The following is an 18,285-nucleotide window of genomic DNA, read 5'->3' as shown; positions in this document are numbered from 1 at the left end:
CGCACGACGTCAGTCACTGCTCGGAGGCCCCCCTTGCGCATTCTCCTGATCGCCAGCGCGTTCAACAGCCTGACCCAGCGCGTCCACACCGAACTCCGTGACCGCGGGCACCAGGTGGCCGTCCAGCTGGCGCTCGGCGACGAGCAGATGCGGGCGGCGGTGGAGCGGACCGACCCCGAGTTGATCCTCTGCCCGATGCTCACCAAGGCCGTTCCCGAGGACATCTGGTCGCGCCGCACCGTCCTGATCGTGCACCCCGGCCCCAAGGGCGACCGCGGCCCGTCCTCGCTGGACTGGGCGATCACCGAGGGAGCCGAGCGTTGGGGCGTGACCGTGCTCCAGGCGGTCGGGGAGATGGACGCCGGGGACATCTGGGCCTGCGTCGAGTTCCCCGTCCCGGCCGGCGGCAAGAGCGAGATCTACCGCAACGAGGTCGCGGACGCCGCCGTGGAGGCGGTGCTGCTGGCCGTCGGCCGGTTCCAGGGCGGGCTGTTCACCCCCGAACCGCTGGACTACGCCCGCCCGGACGTCCGTGGCGAGCTGCGGCCCCTCCTCCGGCAGGAGACCCGCCGGATCGACTGGTCCGCCGACCCCACCGCCACCGTGCTGCGCAAGCTGCGCGCCGCCGACTCGCAGCCGGGCGTCCTGGACGAGCTGTACGGGCGCGAGTACTTCCTGCACGGCGGCCACCCCGAGGACGAGCTGCGCGGCCGCGAGCCCGGCGCGGTGATCGCGACCCGGGACGGCGCGATCTGCCGGGCCACCGTGGACGGCGCGGTCTGGATCCCGCAGCTGCGCCCGCGCCGCACGCCCGGCGGTCCGGCCACCTTCAAACGGCCGGCCGCGACGGTGCTCGCCGACCACCTCCGCCGGGTCCGCGAGGTGCCCGCCCCCCCGGCCTCGGCGGCCGGGCGGGACACCTGGGCGGAGATCCGGTACCACGAGAAGGACGAGGTCGGCTTCCTCGAATTCGCCTTCGCCGGCGGGGCGATGAGCACCGAGCAGTGCCGCCGCCTGCTGGCCGCCTACCGGGAGGCCGTGGACCGGCCGACCTCGGTGCTGGTGCTCGGCCCGGCCCGGGACTTCTTCTCCAACGGCATCCACCTCAACGTGATCGAGGGGGCGTCGTACCCGGCGCTGGAGTCCTGGGAGAACATCAACGCGATGGACGACCTGGTCGAGGCGGTCCTCACCACCACCGACAAGCTGACCGTCTCCGCCCTGGCCGGGAACGCGGCGGCCGGCGGGCTGATGCTGGCGATCGCCGCCGACGAGGTCTGGTGCCGCGAGTCGGCCGTCCTCAACCCGCACTACCGGCTGATGGGCCTCCACGGCTCCGAGTACTGGACGTACACGCTGCCCCGTCGGGTCGGCGCCGAGCAGGCCGGGCGGCTGACCGCGCAGGCCCTGCCGGTCGGCGCGGCACAGGCCGAGCGGCTGGGCCTGGTCGACCGGACGGCGGGCGGCAGCGCGGCCGAATTCCGCCGCTGGGTGGCCCGGGAGGCGGCCCGGCTGGCGGGCTCGCCGGAGCTGACCGGCCGGCTGGTGGAGAAGAAGCGCCGCCGGGCCGAGGACGAGGACGCCAGGCCGCTCGCCGGGTACCGGGCGGAGGAACTGCGCCTGATGCACCGCAACTTCTACCGGGACGGCGAGCCGTACCACGGGCTGCGGCGCGACTTCGTGCACAAGGTCTGCCCGGTCGCGACGCCGGAGCACCTGACCGGGCTGCTCGGCAGGCCGGAGTAGCACGGCCCGCGGGCGGCAGGGCCCCGGGCCCGGTGAGGAGACCGGGGTCCGGGGCCCTGTCCGTGCTCAGCGTCCGTGCGGGGCCAGCGGTGCCGCCCGCCCGACCAGGACCGGCTGCGCGTTGACGGTGCTGCGGCTCGGCGACACCGCGAAGGCCAGCGAGCCGAAGAAGATGTAGCAGCCCAGCCCGACCACCAGCGGGAAGATGAACTGGAGCGCCATCACCCCGTCCGCCGTGCTCTGCGAGGCGTCCAGCCGGACGGAGACGGCGGCCATCCCGGTGTAGTGCATCGCGCACACCGCGACGCCCATCACCGGGGCCGCGGCGAGCACCGCGAGGGTGCCCCGGATGTTCAGTGCGGCCCAGAGCGCGGCCGTCGCGGCGAACACCGCGATGCCGACCGAGAGCCACACCGTGGTCTGGTCGTAGCCGACGTGGCCGGGCAGGACCATGGCGGCCATGCCGAGGTAGTGCATGGCCGCGACGCCGAGCCCGGTGGTCAGCCCGCCCGCGAGCAGCGCGGCGACCCGGTGGCGGCTGTAGCCGACGGCGAACATGCCGAGGCCGACCACGAGGATCGCCACGAGCAGGCTGAGCACGGTCGGCCCCGGGCGGTAGCTGATCTCGACGCCGGTGACGGAGAAGCCCAGCATCGCGATGAAGTGCATCGACCAGATGCCCGCGCCGAGCGAGGTCGACGCGAACAGCAGCCAGTAGACGCGGGTGCGGCCGGTGGAGACGAGCGCCCAGCGGGTGCTGCGCAGGGCGACGAAGGCGCCCAGGCAGGCGACGAAGTACGAGACCGCCGGCGTCAGCCAGCCGTGGTCGGCATGATGGATCTCTCCCACGAGGAAGCTCCCTGACGGGTTTGGGGGGAGGACTGACGCCAGGATCGGGCGGACGCGCCGGCCGTGGGGCGGCCCGGTCACGGGTGGCGAAGCCGGGTGCGCGGTACGCGCGGGTGTCGCGCCCCTGCCCGGGGGAAGCCTGGCGTGTGGTGCCCCTGACAACGGGGACAGTAGTCATTACCGATGAGTCGCACAATGTTCGTATTTTTGGTGAACTCGCAGGTCAGAGCCGTTCTTTACGTGATCGGCAAGATCTCGGCACCAAGCCCTGACGCTGCCTGCGCATGCACACTCCGCCTCCCCACGGGGCCGTGAGGGCCTCCCGGCCGTCACTCCAGGGGAGCTAGTCCGAACGGGTGGCCGGCCGGGTCGATCAGCACCTTGAGGGTGCGGCCGTGCTGGTACTGCGGTTCGGTGGCGCCGAGCGCGAGTGCCCGGGCGGTGGCCTCGTCCAGGTCGTCGACGTAGAAGTCCAGGTGGAAGTGCTTGCTGCCGTCCGGCTCGGTCCACGGCTCCGGCCGGTAGCCGGTGACCCGCCCGAAGCCGAGCGGGCTGCCGCCCTCCGGGTTGTCCAGGATGGCGAAGTGCTCGTCCACGTGCCGGGTCTCCCACCCGAGCAGCTCGCCGTAGAAGGCGGCCAGCGCGACCGGGTCGGCGCAGTCGATGGTGACCATGGCGAGGCGGGCGAAGCCGGTGTCGTTCTGCTCGGGGGCGAGGTCGGCGAGGTCGGACATTTCTGGTCGGCCCTTCTCCTGAGGGGTGGGTGCGGAACCCGTCATGACCAGCATCGCGCTCGGGGCCGCGCGCGGCGCGGGGAGCCGCCGGCGAAGGGTGGGGGGAGGGGTGGGCGAAGGGCCGCCGGTAACCAATTTTCCTTAGCGAGAGTAATGACGTAGTCTAAATACATGCCCGAGATGTCCGAGCAGGACCTCGCAGCCATCAGTCAGCTGCGGTCGTCCACCATGCGCCTCTCCCGTCGCCTGCGTCACCAGCGGGTCGAGGAGTCGCTCAGCCCTACCGAGATGGGGGTGCTGGGCACCCTCGCGCGCTGCGGGAAGGCCACGCCGGGTGAGCTCGCCCGGAAGGAGCACGTCCAGCCGCCCTCCATGACCAGGATCGTCGCGATGCTGGAGGAGAAGGGCCTGGTGCGGAGGGAACCGCACCCGGAGGACCGCCGGCAGGTGGTCGTCAGCAGCACCGAGCAGGCGGAGGTGATCCTCCAGGAGAGCCGCCGTCGGCGCAACGCCTGGCTCGCCGAGCTCGCCGAAGGGCTCGACGAGGAGGAGTGGGCCGTCCTCCGGGACGCCGCTCCCGTGCTGTACAAGCTCGCACATCTCTGAGGCACACCTGTTTCCGGTCAGCCGCCGGAGGACGAAGGAGAACCGCATCACCGCAGCGCCGACCACCGACACCAGGAGCGCGACGACCCCTCGACGGGTCGTCGCGCCGCGAGGGGAGACCACCGTGACACCGCCGGCCGCAGCCAGCGCCGCCGCCATCCGTACCGACGAGCCGACCACCGACCCCGCCGCAGCCTCCGCCGCGGCCGCCGACGCCCAGGCACCCGCCCCCACGGGGCTGCCGGGCAACGGCGACGACGACCCCGACGAACGCACCGCGGCGGTAGACCCCGCCGCTCAAGGCCACGGCACCGTGGCCACGTCCCCGACCGGCGCCCGCTTCACCCGGCCCGGGGGGATGTTCTCCTCACTGCGCGTCCGCAACTACCGCTACTACTTCGCAGGCCAGGTGGTCTCCAACACCGGCACCTGGATGCAGCGGATCGCACAGGACTGGCTAGTCCTCAGCCTCACCGGCAGCCCGCTGGCCGTCGGCATCACCACCGCCATGCAGTTCCTGCCGATGCTGCTGCTCGGCCTGTTCGGCGGGGTGCTCGCCGACCGGATGCCCAAGCGCCGCCTGCTGGTCTACACCCAGGGCGCTATGGGCCTGCTGGCCGCCGGCCTGGCCGCGCTGACCATCGGCGGCGTCGTGACGCCGTACTACGTGTACGCGTTCGCGCTGCTGCTCGGCCTGGTCACCGTGGTCGACAACCCGACCCGGCAGGCCTTCGTCTCCGAGATGGTCGGCCCGAAGGACCTCGCCAACGCCGTCAGCCTGAACGCCGCCAACTTCCAGACCGCCCGGCTGGTCGGTCCCGCCGTCGCGGGCCTGCTGATCGCCGCGGTCGGCAGCGGCTGGGCGTTCGCGGTGAACGCCGTCTCCTTCGCCGCCGTGATCGGCGGACTGCTCGCCATGCGCGCGGGCGAACTGCGCCCGACGGCGCCGATCGCCCGCGAGAAGGGGCAGTTGAAGGAGGGGCTGCGGTACGTGAAGGAGCGGCCCGAACTGCTCTGGCCGATGGTGCTGGCCGGGTTCATCGGCACCTTCGGGTTCAACTTCCCGACGCTGCTCTCCGGCTTCGCCTACGACACCTTCAAGGTGGGCGCCGGGCAGTACGGCCTGCTGAACACCGCGATGGCGGTCGGCTCGCTGGCCGGCGCCCTGCTCGCGGCCCGCCGGGGAGCGCCCAGGCTGCGCCGGCTGGTGGGAGCGGCACTGGCCTTCGGCACGCTGGAGGTGGTGGCCGCGTTCGCCCCCGGCTACTGGACCTTCGCGGTGCTGCTGACGCTGATCGGCGTGTTCGGGCTGAGCTTCAACACCTCGGTCAACTCCATGCTCCAGCTGGCCACCGACCCGGAGATGCGGGGCCGGGTGATGGGCCTGCTGGTGCTGGTCTTCACCGGTGGCACGCCGATCGGCGCGCCGGTCGTGGGCTGGGTGACGGCCTCGTACGGGCCGCGGCTCGGGCTGCTGGCCTGCGGGCTGGTCTCGGCGCTGGCCGCCGCAACGGTCGGCCTGGTGCTGGCACGCAGTGCCGACCTGAAGGTCCGGGTCGACCTGCACCCGGGCCGCGGCGGGCGGGTGGTGGCCTTCGTGCCGCGCGTCCGCACCACGGCCAAGTCGGAGCTGGCCGCCGCCTGCTGACGGCCGGTCGCCCCGGGGCGGGCGCGGTCGCCCGCCCCGGGTCGGTGGTCACGGCCGCCGCCGGTGCCGCGGCGGCCGGGCCGCTGCCGGACTCGCCGTCAGAGCCGGATCTCCAGCACCTGGCCGGGCCAGGTCCCGCCCGGCTGCTCGACCTCGAACGCCACGGTCTCGGTGAAGCCGAGCGCACGGTACTGGCCCACCAGCTTGCGGTCGGCACCCCCGTAGCAGTCCACCCGGACCAGGCCGATGCCGCGGCGGCGGGCCTCGTCCAGGGCGTCGGCGATCAGCGCGGCGCCGATGCCCGAGCCCTTGCGGGTCCGGTCGGTGACCAGGTTGCGGATGTACAGCTCGCGCTCCTCCACCGCGGGGATGTAGGTGCCGCGCTCCTCGGAGAGGACGCAGGAGCCCACCGTGCGGCCCTCGTCGTCCACGGCGAGGCGGATCAGGAAGGGCTCACGGCCGTACTTCTCGGTGTGCTCGACCCTGGTCGGGTTGCCGCTGAAGGGCTGGTCGCCCCACTGGCCGGTGCGGCCCTGTCCGGTGAGCCAGGTGACGGCTCCGTCGAGCAGGGCGAGGATGTCGGCGATGTCGTCGGGGCCGCCGGTACGGATCTTCATGGAACCCGTTCTAACCCAAACGGCTCCGCGCGGGAAGACGGTGGGCGGATCGCCGGGCGGGGGAGGACGGCCGGGCGGATCGCGGGGGATCGCGGGGGAAGGAAAATGGCTCCATGAGGCTCTTTGTGGCGGTGCTGCCGCCGGTCGAGGCGTTGCAGGGGCTCTACGACGCGGTGGAGCCGGTGCGCGGGCTGCCCGGGGCGGACCGGTTGCGCTGGACGACGGTCGAGGGCTGGCACCTGACCCTGGCCTTCCTCGGCGAGGTGCCGGCCGAGCGGCTGCCCGAGCTGGAGGCCGGGCTGGCCGGGGTGGCCGAGGTGCACGCCGTGCACCGGCTGCGGATCGCCGGGGCCGGCCGGTTCGGCGACCGGGTGCTCTGGGCCGGGGTGGAGGGCCAGACCTGGGCGTTGCGGCGGCTCGCCGAGGCGGTGAACGAGGCCACCGCGGACGTGATCGGCGAGGTGGACGCGTTCACCTTCCACCCGCACCTGACCCTGGCCCGGGCGGGCTCCTCGCGCGGCCACCGGCGGGCGGTGCAGCGGATGGCGGCGGCGGAGCTGGACTCCCTGGCGCTGGCGCTCGGCGACTACCGGGGGCCGGAGTGGGAGGCCGCCGAGCTGCACCTGATGAAGAGCGAGCCGGACGGCGGCGTCACGCACTACGAGACGGTCCGCGCCTGGCCGCTGGCCGACTGGAGCTGAGGCCGGGGGCGCCGCACCGCGCGCCCCCGGCCCCGTGGTCGGCCGGACCGTCGGCTCAGCCGGTGTAGTAGCCCTGGACGTCGGCCACCAGGTCCACGCTGCCGTGCGGGTTGTACAGCTCGATGCAGCCGTCGGCGCCGACCGGGACGACGGTCATCGCGGCGGTGTCCTTGCCGCCGGCGTAGTTGAGGTTGGACGTGGACGGGATCGCGGCGCCGCCCAGGGGCGTTCGCTCACGGCCACACGCGCATCGCGTCGGCGGCGACGCGTTCCAGTTCGGCCCGGTCCGCGCCGTCGCGGGCGCGCTGGGACATGCCCTGGAGCACGGCGGCGGTGAACCGGGCCAGTGCCGCCGGGTCGGTGCCGGCGGGCTCGTGGCCGGCCGCGACGTCGGCGCGGATCAGGGACTCCAGGGCGCGGACGTTGGCGTTGCGCAGCTCCCGGACGGCCTCGGTGACCTCCGGTGAGGTGCAGTTCACCGTCGAGCTGATCAGCAGGCAGCCCCAGGGGTGGTCCGGGGCGGTGGCCTGGGCGGCGGCCTCGCGCAGCATCCGGGCGACGCCGGCCCGGGCGGTGGGCTCCTCGGCCAGCGCGTGGGTGGCGTACGCGCCGTGGCTCTCCCGGTAGCGGGCGACGACCTCCTCGAACAGTGCCCGCTTGTCGCCGAAGGCCGCGTACAGGCTCGGCGGGCGGATGCCCATGGCGGCGGTGAGGTCGGCGACCGAGGTCGCCTCGTAGCCGTGCTCCCAGAACAGCCGCAGGGCCTGCTCCAGGGCGGCGTCGCGGTCGAAGGAGCGCGGGCGTCCGCGCTGGGGGGTGGTCGTCGCCGGGGTCGTGGCCATGGAGGGATTCTATATCGAGCACTACAAAACGCGTGCTACGGTTCCTTTCATTAGTGACCGATACAGAAATGAGGGGGCGTGGCCATGGGCGCGCTTGCGGGCAGGACGGCACTGGTGACGGGCGGCAGCCGGGGGATCGGACGGGGCATCGCCGAGCGGCTGGGACGGGACGGCGCGCTGGTCGCCGTCCACTACGGCGGCAACGCGGCGGCGGCCGAGGAGGTCGTCGAGGCGATCGGGCGGGCCGGCGGGCGGGCCTTCGCGATCGGCGCCGAGCTGGGCGTCCCCGGCGACGCGAAGGCGCTCTGGGCGGCCTTCGACGAGGGGCTCGCGGCCGCCGGTGGGGGAGAGGGCCTGGACATCCTGGTGAACAACGCCGGGATCGGCCAGTTCGGGCGGGTCCACGAGGTGGCCGAGGCCGACTTCGACCGGGTGTTCGCGGTGAACGCCAGGGCGCCGTTCTTCATCGTCCAGGAGGGCCTGGGCCGGCTGCGGGACGGCGGGCGGATCATCAACGTCTCGTCCGGCGTCACCCGGGTGGCGTTCCCCGGTGCGGTGTCGTACGCGATGACGAAGGGTGCGCTGAACACCCTGACGCTGACCCTGGCGGAGGAGCTGGGCCCGCGCGGGATCACCGTCAACGCGGTGCTGCCGGGCGTCGTCGCCACCGACATCAACCCCTGGCTGGAGGAGCCGGCGGCGCGCGCCCGGGTGGCCGCCTACTCGGCCTTCGGCCGGGTCGGCGAGGCCGCCGACGTGGCGGACGTCGTGGCCTTCCTCGCCTCCGGCGACTCCCGCTGGGTCACCGGCCAGAACCTGGACGTCAGCGGCGGGTCCAACCTCGGCGTCTAGGTCCGTGCGGGGCCCGGGTACGCTCGTTGACCGTGGATCCCAAGACTCGTATGCGTATCGTGACCGGTGCCCTGGTGCTGCTGCTCGTCGTCGTGCTGGTCAGCTCACTGGTCAACCGCTAGGGCACCCGCCCCGGCGCACGCCCGGGGCCCCCGCGGACACGCAGAAGGGCCACCGCCCGCAGGCGGTGGCCCTCACGCGTGTGCCGGACGGTCAGAGCTGCCCGACCACGTAGTCGATGCAGGCGGTGAGCGCCTCGACGTCCGCCGGGTCGATCGCCGGGAACATCGCGATGCGCAGCTGGTTGCGGCCGAGCTTGCGGTACGGCTCGGTGTCGACGATGCCGTTGGCACGCAGTGCCTTGGCGACGGCGGCGGCGTCCACCGAGTCGTCGAAGTCGATCGTGCCGACGACCTGCGAGCGCTCGGCCGGGTTCGCCACGAACGGGTTGGCGTACGGGGACTTCTCGGCCCAGCCGTACAGGCGGGACGAGGAATCAGCCGTACGGGCGACGGCCCAGTCGAGCCCGCCGTTGCCGTTCAGCCACTCCAGCTGGTCGGCGAGGAGGAACAGCGTGGCGATCGACGGGGTGTTGTACGTCTGGTCCTTCGACGAGTTGTCGATGGCCGTCGGCAGGTCGAAGAACGGCGGGATGTAGCGGCCGGAGCCGGCGATCTCGGCGGCGCGCTCCAGCGCGGCGGGGGAGAAGGCCGCCAGCCAGAGCCCGCCCTCGGAGGCGAAGGACTTCTGCGGGGCGAAGTAGTAGACGTCCGTCTCGGTGATGTCGACCGGCAGGCCGCCGGCACCCGAGGTGGCGTCCACCAGGACGAGCGAGCCCTGGTCGGCGCCGGCCGGGCGCCTGATCGGCATCGCGACGCCGGTGGAGGTCTCGTTGTGGGTGAGTCCGTAGACGTCCACGCCGGCCTCGGCGACCGGCAGCGGGTGGGTGCCCGGGGCGGTCTTGATCACGGTCGGCTCGGCCAGCCACGGGGCGGCCTTGACCGAGGAGGCGAACTTGGACGAGAACTCGCCGAAGTCGAGGTGCTGGGACTTCTCCCGCACCAGGCCGAAGGCCGCGATGTCCCAGAAGGCGGTGGAGCCGCCGTTGCCGAGCACCACCTCGTACCCCTCGGGGAGGGAGAAGAGGCTGCTCACGCCCTCGCGCACGCGCTTGACCAGGTTCTTCACCGGGGCCTGGCGGTGGGAGGTGCCGAGCAGGGAGGTCTCGGTCGCGGCGAGGGCACTCAGGGCCTCGGGGCGCACCTTGGACGGGCCGCAGCCGAAACGGCCGTCTGCGGGCTTGATGTCAGCGGGGATCTGGATCTGAGCCACGCGCGCAGCCTACCGGCCGGTCGCTCCCCGGTGTGCTGGCGGTCCGCCCGCTGAGATGTGATCTTCACGGCTCCCGGAAGCGGCGGCAGCGGGCCCGGAACGGTGCCGGACCCGCTGCTCAGCAGGGGTTTCGTCAGTGCGCGATGGCCTCGTAGCCCTCGATGTCGCGCGGGCTGCGCGGGCCCGGGCCGATGTAGCGCGCGGCGGGGCGCACGAGCCGGCCCGTGCGCTTCTGCTCCAGGATGTGCGCCGACCAGCCGGCGGTGCGGGCACAGGTGAACATCGAGGTGAACATGTGCGCCGGGACCTCGGCGAAGTCCAGCATGATGGCGGCCCAGAACTCGACGTTGGTGGCCAGCACGCGGTCGGGGCGGCGGTTGTGCAGCTCCTCCAGCGCGGCCTTCTCCAGCGCCTCGGCGACCTCGAAGCGCGGCGCCCCGAGCTCCTTGGCGGTACGGCGCAGCACGCGGGCGCGCGGGTCCTCGGCGCGGTAGACGCGGTGGCCGAAGCCCATCAGGCGCTCGCCCTTGTCCAGGGCGTTCTTCACCCAGGCGGTGGCGTCGCCGGTGCGCTCGATCTCCTCGATCATGCCGAGCACGCGGGACGGCGCGCCGCCGTGCAGCGGGCCGGACATCGCGCCGACGGCGCCGGAGAGCGCGGCCGCGACGTCGGCGCCGGTGGAGGCGATGACGCGGGCGGTGAAGGTGGAGGCGTTCATGCCGTGCTCGGCGGCGGACGTCCAGTAGGCGTCGATGGCCTTGACGTGCTTCGGGTCCGGCTCGCCGCGCCAGCGGATCATGAAGCGCTCGACGACCGTCTCGGCCTTGTCGATCTCGCTCTGCGGGACCATCGGCAGGCCCTGGCCGCGGGCGGACTGGGCGACGTAGGACAGCGCCATCACGGCGGCGCGGGCGAGGTCGTCGCGGGCCTGCTCGGCGGAGATGTCCAGCAGCGGCTTGAGGCCCCAGACGGGGGCGAGCATGGCGAGGGCGGACTGCACGTCGACGCGGATGTCGCCGGAGTGCACCGGGATCGGGAACGGCTCGGCGGCGGGCAGGCCGGGGTTGAACTTGCCGTCCACCAGCAGGCCCCAGACGTGGCCGAAGGAGACGTGGCCGACCAGCTCGTCGATGTCGACGCCTCGGTACCGCAGTGCGCCGCCTTCACGGTCGGGTTCGGCGATCTCGCTCTCGAACGCGACGACTCCCTCAAGTCCGGGTACGAAGTCGGACATGCGACGGCTCCTTCAGTTCTGCGATCGGCGGGCCGCCGTGGTGGGGCGGTACGCCAGTGACCGATGGTGGTTGGCACTCGGTGCCATCCTCACAGGCACAGAGTGCATTGCGCCATACACCACCGTGGTGATGTTGCCCTGGGGGCCGCTTGACTTTTCGCCCGGAGGCCGGTCGTGCCAGGGAAATCTCCCGAACCAAACCCCAGGTTCCGGACAATTCACCGTAGGCCGGGCGGTCAAGCGGTGGCGAGTCACCTTATCTCCCACCGGGGTTTGTCCGGAGGTAGCGGTGCCGGTTGCTTGTCGTACGGGATGATGTTGACGTGCAGACCCCGGAACGCGCCCAGTCGACGCCCCCGAGCCCCGCCACCCGGATCCTGGCCGAGGAGGCCCGGCCCGGGCCGGACCTCACCGTGATGCGCAAGCACTACACCCACGAGGGCCTGGTCGAGGGGCAGCTCACCGCCGAGCCGATCGCCCTGTTCACCCGCTGGTTCCACGAGGCGGACGACGCCGGGGTGGTGGAGCCCAACGCGATGGTGCTCTCCACGGCCGACGCCGAGGGGCGGCCCAGCTCGCGGACCGTCCTCCTGAAGGGCTTCGACGCGCGCGGCTTCGTCTTCTTCACCAACTACGGCTCGCGCAAGGGCGCCGAGCTGGCCGCCAACCCGCATGCGGCGCTGCTCTTCCCGTGGATCGCGCTGGCCCGCCAGGTGATCGTCCAGGGCCGGGTGGAGAAGGTCGGCCGGGACGAGACCGCCGCCTACTTCCGCACCCGCCCGCACGGCTCGCAGCTCGGGGCCTGGGCCAGCGAGCAGTCCAGCCCGGTCGGCAGCCGGGAGGTGCTGGAGCAGCGGTACGCGGAGCTGGAGCGGCGCTACCCGGAGGGCGAGGGGGTGCCGGTGCCGCCGTTCTGGGGCGGGTACCGGGTGGTCCCCGAGCGCGTGGAGTTCTGGCAGGGCCGGGAGAACCGGCTGCACGACCGGCTGAACTACCTCGCCGACCCGTCGGCCCCGTCCGGCTGGCGGGTGGAGCGGCTCTGTCCGTGAGTGCCGCGTGGGCGGGGTGGGGCGGCGGCCCAGGTCGCGCATCTTGGCCGGTGAACTACCTTGTCATGCTTAGAATATGAGTCAACGTCAGGTTCGCCGGTGTAACGTGGCGGAAAGGCCCGGACTGGGGTCTGGGTCGCACTCTTCCGAGAGAGTGAGGCATCTGATGGATGACACCGCCGCACCTATCGCCGCCGGGCCCGCCGACCCGGGCGACGCCCCCCGCCGGCCGACCCTGGGCGAGCTGGCCGGCATGTCGGCGGCCGATCTCGGCGCGCTGCTGCGCCGGACGGGAGTGGAGGAGGGAAGGTCCTGCGCCGTCCCGGTGGCCAGATTCTCCTCCGCGGCGTGACCCAACGAGCTGGGATCTTCCTGGATCCCGGCTCCTTTTGCGTCAACTCACCGGTATCTTAAGCCGAGTTGGTGGGGTGGGACCGGGGGGTGCAGTGCGGCCGTACTTCTTCTTCAGTTATGCGCGGCGGGACCACATGGCCGGCGGCGCCTTCGTCGACCAGTTCTTCAGCGACCTCCGGGACGAGCTGGCCCGGATCGAGCCCGCGGCCGGGCCGGGCGAACTCGCCTACCGGGACACCGAACGGCTGCGCGTCGGCGACGACTGGGAGCAACAGCTCTCCCGGATGCTGGCCGTCAGCCGCACCATGGTGGCGCTCTACTCCCCGGCCTACTTCGCCAGTTCGTACTGCGGCAAGGAGTGGACGGCCTTCGACGGCCGGATGCGGCGGCACCAGAAGCTGACCGGCGAGGCGGTGCCGGCCCTGATCCCGGTGGTCTGGGAGCCGCCCCCGGCCGGCCTGCCCGCCGAGGTGCTGCGGATCCAGTACAGCCAGCACGACCTGGGCGTGGCGTACGCCACCGGCGGGCTGCGCGACCTCCTGCGGGCCGACCCGCACGGACCCGACTACCGCCGGGTGGTCCGGGCCATCGCCGAGCGGGTGCGGGAGGCGGCCTGCCTGCCCCTGACCGAGCTGCCCCACCTCGACCTGGGCCGGGTGGACGGCTGCTTCCCGGTGCCGGACGCCGTGCCGCCGCCCGGGCGCAGCGGGATGGTCCGGATCTTCGTCGCCGCCGGCCGCGCGGCCGCCCGCCGCACCGCCGACCCGTCCCGCGCCGGGGGGCGGACGGCCGACGCCGCCGTGTACGCCGTGCCCGGCATCCCGGCGCAGCGGCAGGACGAGGACCGGTACCGGGGCGGCTGGTACGGGGACCGGCCCAGGGACTGGGCGCCCTACCACCCGCCGCGGCTGCCCTCGCTGGTGGTGCAGGCCCAGCAGGCGATCACCCAGGCCGGCCACAGCACCACGCTGGAGGAGGTCGGCCCGGGCCTGGCCGCCAGCCTGGACCTCGCCCGCGAGAACAACGAGGTCAGCGTCCTGCTGGTGGACCCGTGGGCGGCCGGCGCCGAGCCCTACCGGCAGGCGCTGCGCGACTTCGACGACCAGAACCACCCCGTCACCGGCGTGCTGGTGCCGGCCGGCACCGACGACCCGCCCGAGGGACCGGCGCGCAGCAGGCTCTGGGGAGGGGTGCGCGACGTCTTCCCGCGCAACTGGCTGCACAGGTCCGGGCCGGAGCCGCTCTTTAAGGTGCGCGTCCCGCGGGAACGCTTCGAAACGGACCTGCTACGTACCGTTACGGTTGCCCAGAATCGACTGTTAGACGAGACGGACGAAGTCGATCCGGTTCTCGCGCGGGCTGCGTTCGGCCTGGGCCCCGGCGTCGCGGCCATGCCTGCCCTGTTGATCCCGGCGTGGCCGCCGGCAGTGTCCCCTGAAGCAGCCCTGCCCCCGGCTCCCCGGGAGCCCCGCGAAGGAGACTCCGAACGATGACCGCCGATCAGGTGGCCCTGGCGGACGCCGACTCCGCCGTCCCGTCGACACCCGGGACCGGGTCGGTCGTCACGTTCTACTCGTACAAGGGCGGCACCGGCCGCACCATGGCGCTGGCCAACCTCGGCTGGATCCTGGCCAGCCAGGGCCTGCGCGTCCTGGTGGTCGACTGGGACCTCGAAGCACCCGGCCTGCACCGGTACTACCACCCGCTGCTGATCGATCCCGAGCTGCACGCCACCGACGGCCTGATCGACCTGCTGCGGGCCTACGTCGAACAGGCGCTGCCGGCCCCCGGCGACGCCACCGCGGCAGCCCCCCGGGAGTGGCTGGCCGAGCCCGGCCGGCTCGACCGCTACCTCTGCGGCCTCGCGCTCGACCTGCCGGCCGGCGGGCGGCTCGACCTGATGCCGGCCGGTCGGCAGAACGCCTCCTACTCGGCCGCCGTGACCAGCTTCAACTGGCGCAGCTTCTACACCCGCGCGGACATCCGGGGCGCCGAGTTCCTGTACGCGCTGCGCGAGCAGTGGACCGGCTCGTACGACTACGTGCTGATCGACAGCCGGACCGGGGTCAGCGACACCTCGGGCATCTGCACCGTGCTGATGCCCGACACCGTGGTGGACTGCTTCACCCTCGGCGCCCAGAGCATCCGCGGCGGCGTCGACGCGGCCCGCGCGATCGTGGACGCCGACGAGCGCGACATCCGGGTGCTGCCCGTCCCGATGCGGGTCGAGGACGCCGAGCGGGCCGGGCTGGCCGCCGGGCGCGACCTCGCCCACGACGCCTTCGCCCCGTACCTGGACCGCTGGCTGAGTGCCGAGCGCCGGGCCGACTACTGGCGGGACGTCGAGGTCCCGTACAAGCCCTTCTACGCGTACGAGGAGGTGCCGGCCACCATCGTCGACCGGCCGCAGCAGGGCCGCAGCCTGCTCGGCGCGTTCGAACGGCTGGCCGAGTGGCTCACCGAGGGCCGGGTCCGCGCGCTGCGGCCCGTCCCCGACCGCGCCCGCCGCCGGCTGTACGCGGCCTACCTGCGCACCGGCCGCACGAGGTCCCGCCAGGTGCACGTGAGTTACGCCCCGGGGGACCGGATCTGGGCCGAGTGGGCCGCCGCCGCCCTGGCCGGCTTCGGCTACCTCGCCTCGCTGCACAGCGCCGCGGCGCCGATGGACGCCGGACCACCCGGCGACGCCGCCCTGCCCGAGGCCGCCGGGCCGCTGGACGGCGACGGCCGGGTCCTGGTGCTGCTCTCGCCCGAGTACGCGGAACTGCCCCGCGGCCGGGAGATCTGGCGCAGACTCACCTCCGCCGAGCAGGACGGCGGTTCGGCCGGCCTGCTGGCGCTCACCCTGACGGCGCCCGGCGAGCGGCTGCCCGAGCCGTTCGCCGGTCACCGGCTGCCCGAGCTGGCCCGGGGCTCCGCCGAGCAGGCCGAGACCCAGCTCTTCGAGCTGCTCGGCCCGCCGCCCGGCGCCGGCCGCTGGCTGGAGGCCGACGAGGAGGCCGCGCCCGCCCCCGCCCGTTTCCCGACGGGCCGGCCCGCGGTGGAGAACCTCCCGCCCCGGCTGCCCTCCTTCACCGGCCGCGGCCGGCTGCTGGAGACCCTGCGGGACGGCTTCACGCTCGGCCCGGCGGCCGAACCCGTGCAGGTCCTGTACGGCATGGGCGGGGTCGGCAAGTCGCAGGCCGCGGTCGAGTACGCCCACCGGTTCGCGCCCGCGTACGAGGTGGTCTGGTGGGTGCCGGCCGAGGATCCGGCCGGCGTCCCGCAGCGGCTCGCCGAACTCGCCGCCGAACTCGGCCTGGAGGGCGGCGGCGACGTGGCCCGGACCGCCCGGGCCGTCCTGGACGCGCTCGGCCGGGGCCTGCCGCACCGGCGCTGGCTCCTGGTCTTCGACAACGCGGAGGACCCGGAGCAGCTCGCCGCCTGGCTTCCGGCGGGCACCGCCGACGGCCACGTCCTGGTGACCTCGCGCGACCGGCGCTGGGCCCGGCACCGCGGACGGACCGAGGTCGAGGTCTTCGACCGGGCGGAGAGCGTCGAGCTGGTCCGCCGCTTCAACGCCGGGGTCGGGGCCGCCGACGCCGAGCGGATCGCCGAACTCCTCGGGGACCTGCCGCTCGCCGTCGGCCAGGCCGCCGCCTGGCTGCACGAGACCCCGATGCCGGCCGCCACCTACGCCGAACTGCTGGACGAGACGCTCACCGACATCCTCGACCGGTCGGTCCAGGCGGACGCCGAGTACTCGACCGTCGCCGCGGCCACCTGGCGGATCGCCGGCGCCGACCTGCGCCGGATCAACGCCCCCGCCGCCCGGCTGCTGGAGGTCTGCGGCTTCCTCGGCCCGGACGCCATCCCGATCCGGCTGCTCTACAGCGCGCCCGTGACCGAGGCCGTCGGGCTGCCCCCGGGCACGGACGGCCAGCTCGCGACGGGCGAGATCCTGCGCACCGTCAACCAGTTCAACCTCGCCCGGTACGACCAGGCCGGCGGGACGCTGAGCGTGCACCGGATCACCCAGGCGCTGCTGCGCGACCAGGTCACCGAGGCCGACCGGGCCCGGGTGCGGGCCGTCGTGCACCGCGCGCTCGCCCTGGACTCCCCGGGCGACCCCGACACCCCGGACAACTGGACCCGGTACGCCGAACTGCTGCCCCACCTCGGGCCGTCCGGAGCCACCGCGAGCGCCGACCCGGCGGTCCGGCGGTGGATCGTCGAATCGGTCCGCTACCTCTGGCACCGGGGCCTGCTCGACGCCGGCCGCGACCTCGCCGAACGCGCCCTGGCGCAGTGGTCCCCCGACGGCGACGACGGGCCCGGCCGGGACGGCGGTGACGACGGCGCAGGCGACGTGCCGGCCCTGCTGATGCGCGTCCAGCTCGGCAACATCCGGCGTTCCCAGGGAGCCGTGCAGGCGGCCTACGAGCTCGACCGGGACGCGCTGGAGCGGCTGCGCGCGGTGCTCGGCCCGGACCACCTGCACACCATCGCCGTCGCCAACAGCCTCGGCGGCGACCTGCGCCACCTCGGGCACTACGCGCAGGCCCGGGCGCTGGACGAGCAGACCCTGGAGACCGCGCTGCGGGTGCTGGGCCCCGACCACCCGCGCACGTTCATGAGCATGAACAACCTGGCCGTCTCGGCCTTCATGACCGGCGACTACCGGGCGGCGCTGGCCGGCCACCAGGACGTCTACCGCCGCCAGCGCGCGGTACTGGGCGAGCACAACCCCTACGCGCTGCTGTTCGGCGTCAACTACGCCCGCGACCTGAGCGGGAACGGGCGGTTCCAGGAGGCCCTGGAACTCCTGGAGCACGTCGTGCGGAGCTACCGGGAGATCGTCGGGGACGACCACGACGACACGTTGCGCGCCCGCCGGAGCCTCGGGGTCGTGCTGCGCCGGCTCGGCCGGTACCGGGAGGCGCTGGCGAACGACGAGGACGTCCACCGGCGCCTGCACGCCCTCAACGGCGCCGACCACCACGGCACCGCGGCGGCCGCCGGCAACCTGGCCGGCTCCCTCGGCGTGCTGGGCGAGACCGGGCGGGCCGTCCCGCTGGCCGAGGAGGCGTTCGGGTACTGCCGCACCCACCTCGGCGAGGACCACCCGACCACCTCGGTCTCGGCCGTGAACCTCGCCGTGGCGCTGCGCCGGGCCGGCCGCACCGCCGAGGCCCGGCAGCTCTCCGGCCGGGCCCTGGACGGTCTGGGCGCGGCGCTCGGGGACCGCCACCCGTACGTCGGGATCGCGATGCTGAACCACGCCGACCACCTGGCCCTGGCCGGTGACCCGGCGGCGGCACTGGCCCTGGACGAACAGGCCGCACAGCTGCTGGCCGACGCCCTCGGCCCGGACCACCCCGACACCCTCGCGGCGGTCTCCAACCTGTCGCTCGGCCTCGCCGCCACCGGCGACACCGCCCGGGCCGGGCGGCTGGTGGCGGACGCGCTCGCACGGGCCCGGGAGTCGATGGGCGAGACCCATCCGGTGACGGTGGCGATCAGGGAGGGCCGGCGGCTGGAGAGCGACATCGAGGTGCGACCGGTGTGAGTCGGCAGGCCGTCACCGGGGGCGGTGCGCCGTGCAGGTGCCGCTACGCGACCGCCGAGTGGGTGAACTTTCCGCAAGACTTCGCTGGATGGCGGGGTAGAGGACACGGAGGCTCGTGGAACAGCGCGGTGTTGCCCCCGTGCTGCCACTACATTGGTCGAAAGGCGCCGGGG

General features: G+C 73.7%; 15 protein-coding genes. 9 read left to right on the top strand and 6 right to left on the bottom strand.

Features of this window, described 5'->3' with window-relative positions; translation table 11 throughout:
- Positions 1 to 33: 33 nt before the first annotated feature.
- Positions 34 to 1,746 (top strand): hydrogenase maturation protein, encoded by a 1,713-nt coding sequence (locus tag C2142_RS16310; protein ID WP_148643318.1) that lies wholly within the window; start codon positions 34 to 36, stop codon positions 1,744 to 1,746.
- A gap of 66 nt (positions 1,747 to 1,812) precedes the next feature.
- Here C2142_RS16310 and C2142_RS16305 read toward each other — a convergent pair whose 3' ends face one another.
- A complete protein-coding gene (locus C2142_RS16305; protein WP_148643317.1) occupies positions 1,813 to 2,595 on the bottom strand; it encodes an MHYT domain-containing protein in 783 nt (260 codons plus the stop codon).
- A gap of 329 nt (positions 2,596 to 2,924) precedes the next feature.
- A complete protein-coding gene (locus C2142_RS16300) occupies positions 2,925 to 3,374 on the bottom strand; it encodes a VOC family protein (protein ID WP_241002613.1) in 450 nt (149 codons plus the stop codon).
- Between the two features lie 126 nt (positions 3,375 to 3,500).
- Here C2142_RS16300 and C2142_RS16295 point away from each other — a divergent pair, with 126 nt between their 5' ends.
- Entirely contained in the window at positions 3,501 to 3,935 is a 435-nt protein-coding gene (locus tag C2142_RS16295; RefSeq protein ID WP_148643316.1) for a MarR family transcriptional regulator, read from the top strand.
- A gap of 358 nt (positions 3,936 to 4,293) precedes the next feature.
- Entirely contained in the window at positions 4,294 to 5,583 is a 1,290-nt protein-coding gene (locus tag C2142_RS16290; RefSeq protein WP_148644822.1) for an MFS transporter, read from the top strand.
- Positions 5,584 to 5,681: 98 nt separating this feature from the next.
- Here the strand turns inward: C2142_RS16290 and C2142_RS16285 are convergent, their stop codons facing one another.
- Complete coding sequence (locus C2142_RS16285) at positions 5,682 to 6,200, bottom strand: GNAT family N-acetyltransferase (protein WP_148643315.1); 519 nt, start codon at positions 6,198 to 6,200, stop codon at positions 5,682 to 5,684.
- A gap of 113 nt (positions 6,201 to 6,313) precedes the next feature.
- Here C2142_RS16285 and thpR point away from each other — a divergent pair, with 113 nt between their 5' ends.
- Positions 6,314 to 6,901 carry an RNA 2',3'-cyclic phosphodiesterase gene (thpR, locus tag C2142_RS16280; protein ID WP_148643314.1) on the top strand — a complete coding sequence of 196 codons (588 nt, stop codon included), beginning with the start codon at positions 6,314 to 6,316 and terminating at the stop codon, positions 6,899 to 6,901.
- Positions 6,902 to 7,134: 233 nt separating this feature from the next.
- Here the strand turns inward: thpR and C2142_RS16275 are convergent, their stop codons facing one another.
- Positions 7,135 to 7,743, bottom strand: a complete 609-nt coding sequence (locus C2142_RS16275) for a TetR/AcrR family transcriptional regulator (RefSeq protein ID WP_148643313.1) — start codon at positions 7,741 to 7,743, stop codon at positions 7,135 to 7,137.
- An 84-nt stretch (positions 7,744 to 7,827) separates the two neighbouring features.
- Between C2142_RS16275 and C2142_RS16270 the strand changes: the two genes are divergently transcribed.
- Positions 7,828 to 8,595, top strand: coding sequence for an SDR family oxidoreductase (locus C2142_RS16270; protein ID WP_148643312.1), 768 nt, complete (start codon positions 7,828 to 7,830; stop codon positions 8,593 to 8,595).
- A gap of 213 nt (positions 8,596 to 8,808) precedes the next feature.
- On the opposite strand, the gene serC is transcribed toward C2142_RS16270, so the two are convergent.
- On the bottom strand, positions 8,809 to 9,927 hold the full coding sequence (gene serC, locus C2142_RS16265; protein WP_148643311.1) for a phosphoserine transaminase: 1,119 nt from the start codon (positions 9,925 to 9,927) through the stop codon (positions 8,809 to 8,811).
- Positions 9,928 to 10,060: 133 nt separating this feature from the next.
- A complete protein-coding gene (locus C2142_RS16260) occupies positions 10,061 to 11,161 on the bottom strand; it encodes a citrate synthase 2 (protein ID WP_148643310.1) in 1,101 nt (366 codons plus the stop codon).
- 416 nt (positions 11,162 to 11,577) lie between these two features.
- Here C2142_RS16260 and pdxH point away from each other — a divergent pair, with 416 nt between their 5' ends.
- The 4 genes from pdxH (at position 11,578) to fxsT (ending at position 18,112) form a co-directional block, all read left to right on the top strand.
- On the top strand, positions 11,578 to 12,210 hold the full coding sequence (gene pdxH, locus C2142_RS16255; protein WP_148644821.1) for a pyridoxamine 5'-phosphate oxidase: 633 nt from the start codon (positions 11,578 to 11,580) through the stop codon (positions 12,208 to 12,210).
- A gap of 166 nt (positions 12,211 to 12,376) precedes the next feature.
- Positions 12,377 to 12,562, top strand: coding sequence for a hypothetical protein (locus C2142_RS16250; protein ID WP_162002487.1), 186 nt, complete (start codon positions 12,377 to 12,379; stop codon positions 12,560 to 12,562).
- A gap of 94 nt (positions 12,563 to 12,656) precedes the next feature.
- Positions 12,657 to 14,057, top strand: a complete 1,401-nt coding sequence (locus C2142_RS16245) for a TIR-like protein FxsC (RefSeq protein ID WP_162002486.1) — start codon at positions 12,657 to 12,659, stop codon at positions 14,055 to 14,057.
- Positions 14,054 to 18,112 carry an FxSxx-COOH system tetratricopeptide repeat protein gene (gene fxsT / locus C2142_RS16240; RefSeq protein ID WP_148643308.1) on the top strand — a complete coding sequence of 1,353 codons (4,059 nt, stop codon included), beginning with the start codon at positions 14,054 to 14,056 and terminating at the stop codon, positions 18,110 to 18,112. The genes C2142_RS16245 and fxsT overlap by 4 nt, the downstream gene beginning before the upstream one ends.
- Positions 18,113 to 18,285: the final 173 nt, after the last annotated feature.

The sequence above is a fragment of the Streptomyces sp. CB01881 genome (genome assembly GCF_002953255.1).
Taxonomy (GTDB): domain Bacteria; phylum Actinomycetota; class Actinomycetes; order Streptomycetales; family Streptomycetaceae; genus Kitasatospora.
The sequence above is the reverse complement of the archived record's forward strand: the minus strand, read 5'-3'. Positions and strand labels throughout refer to the sequence as shown.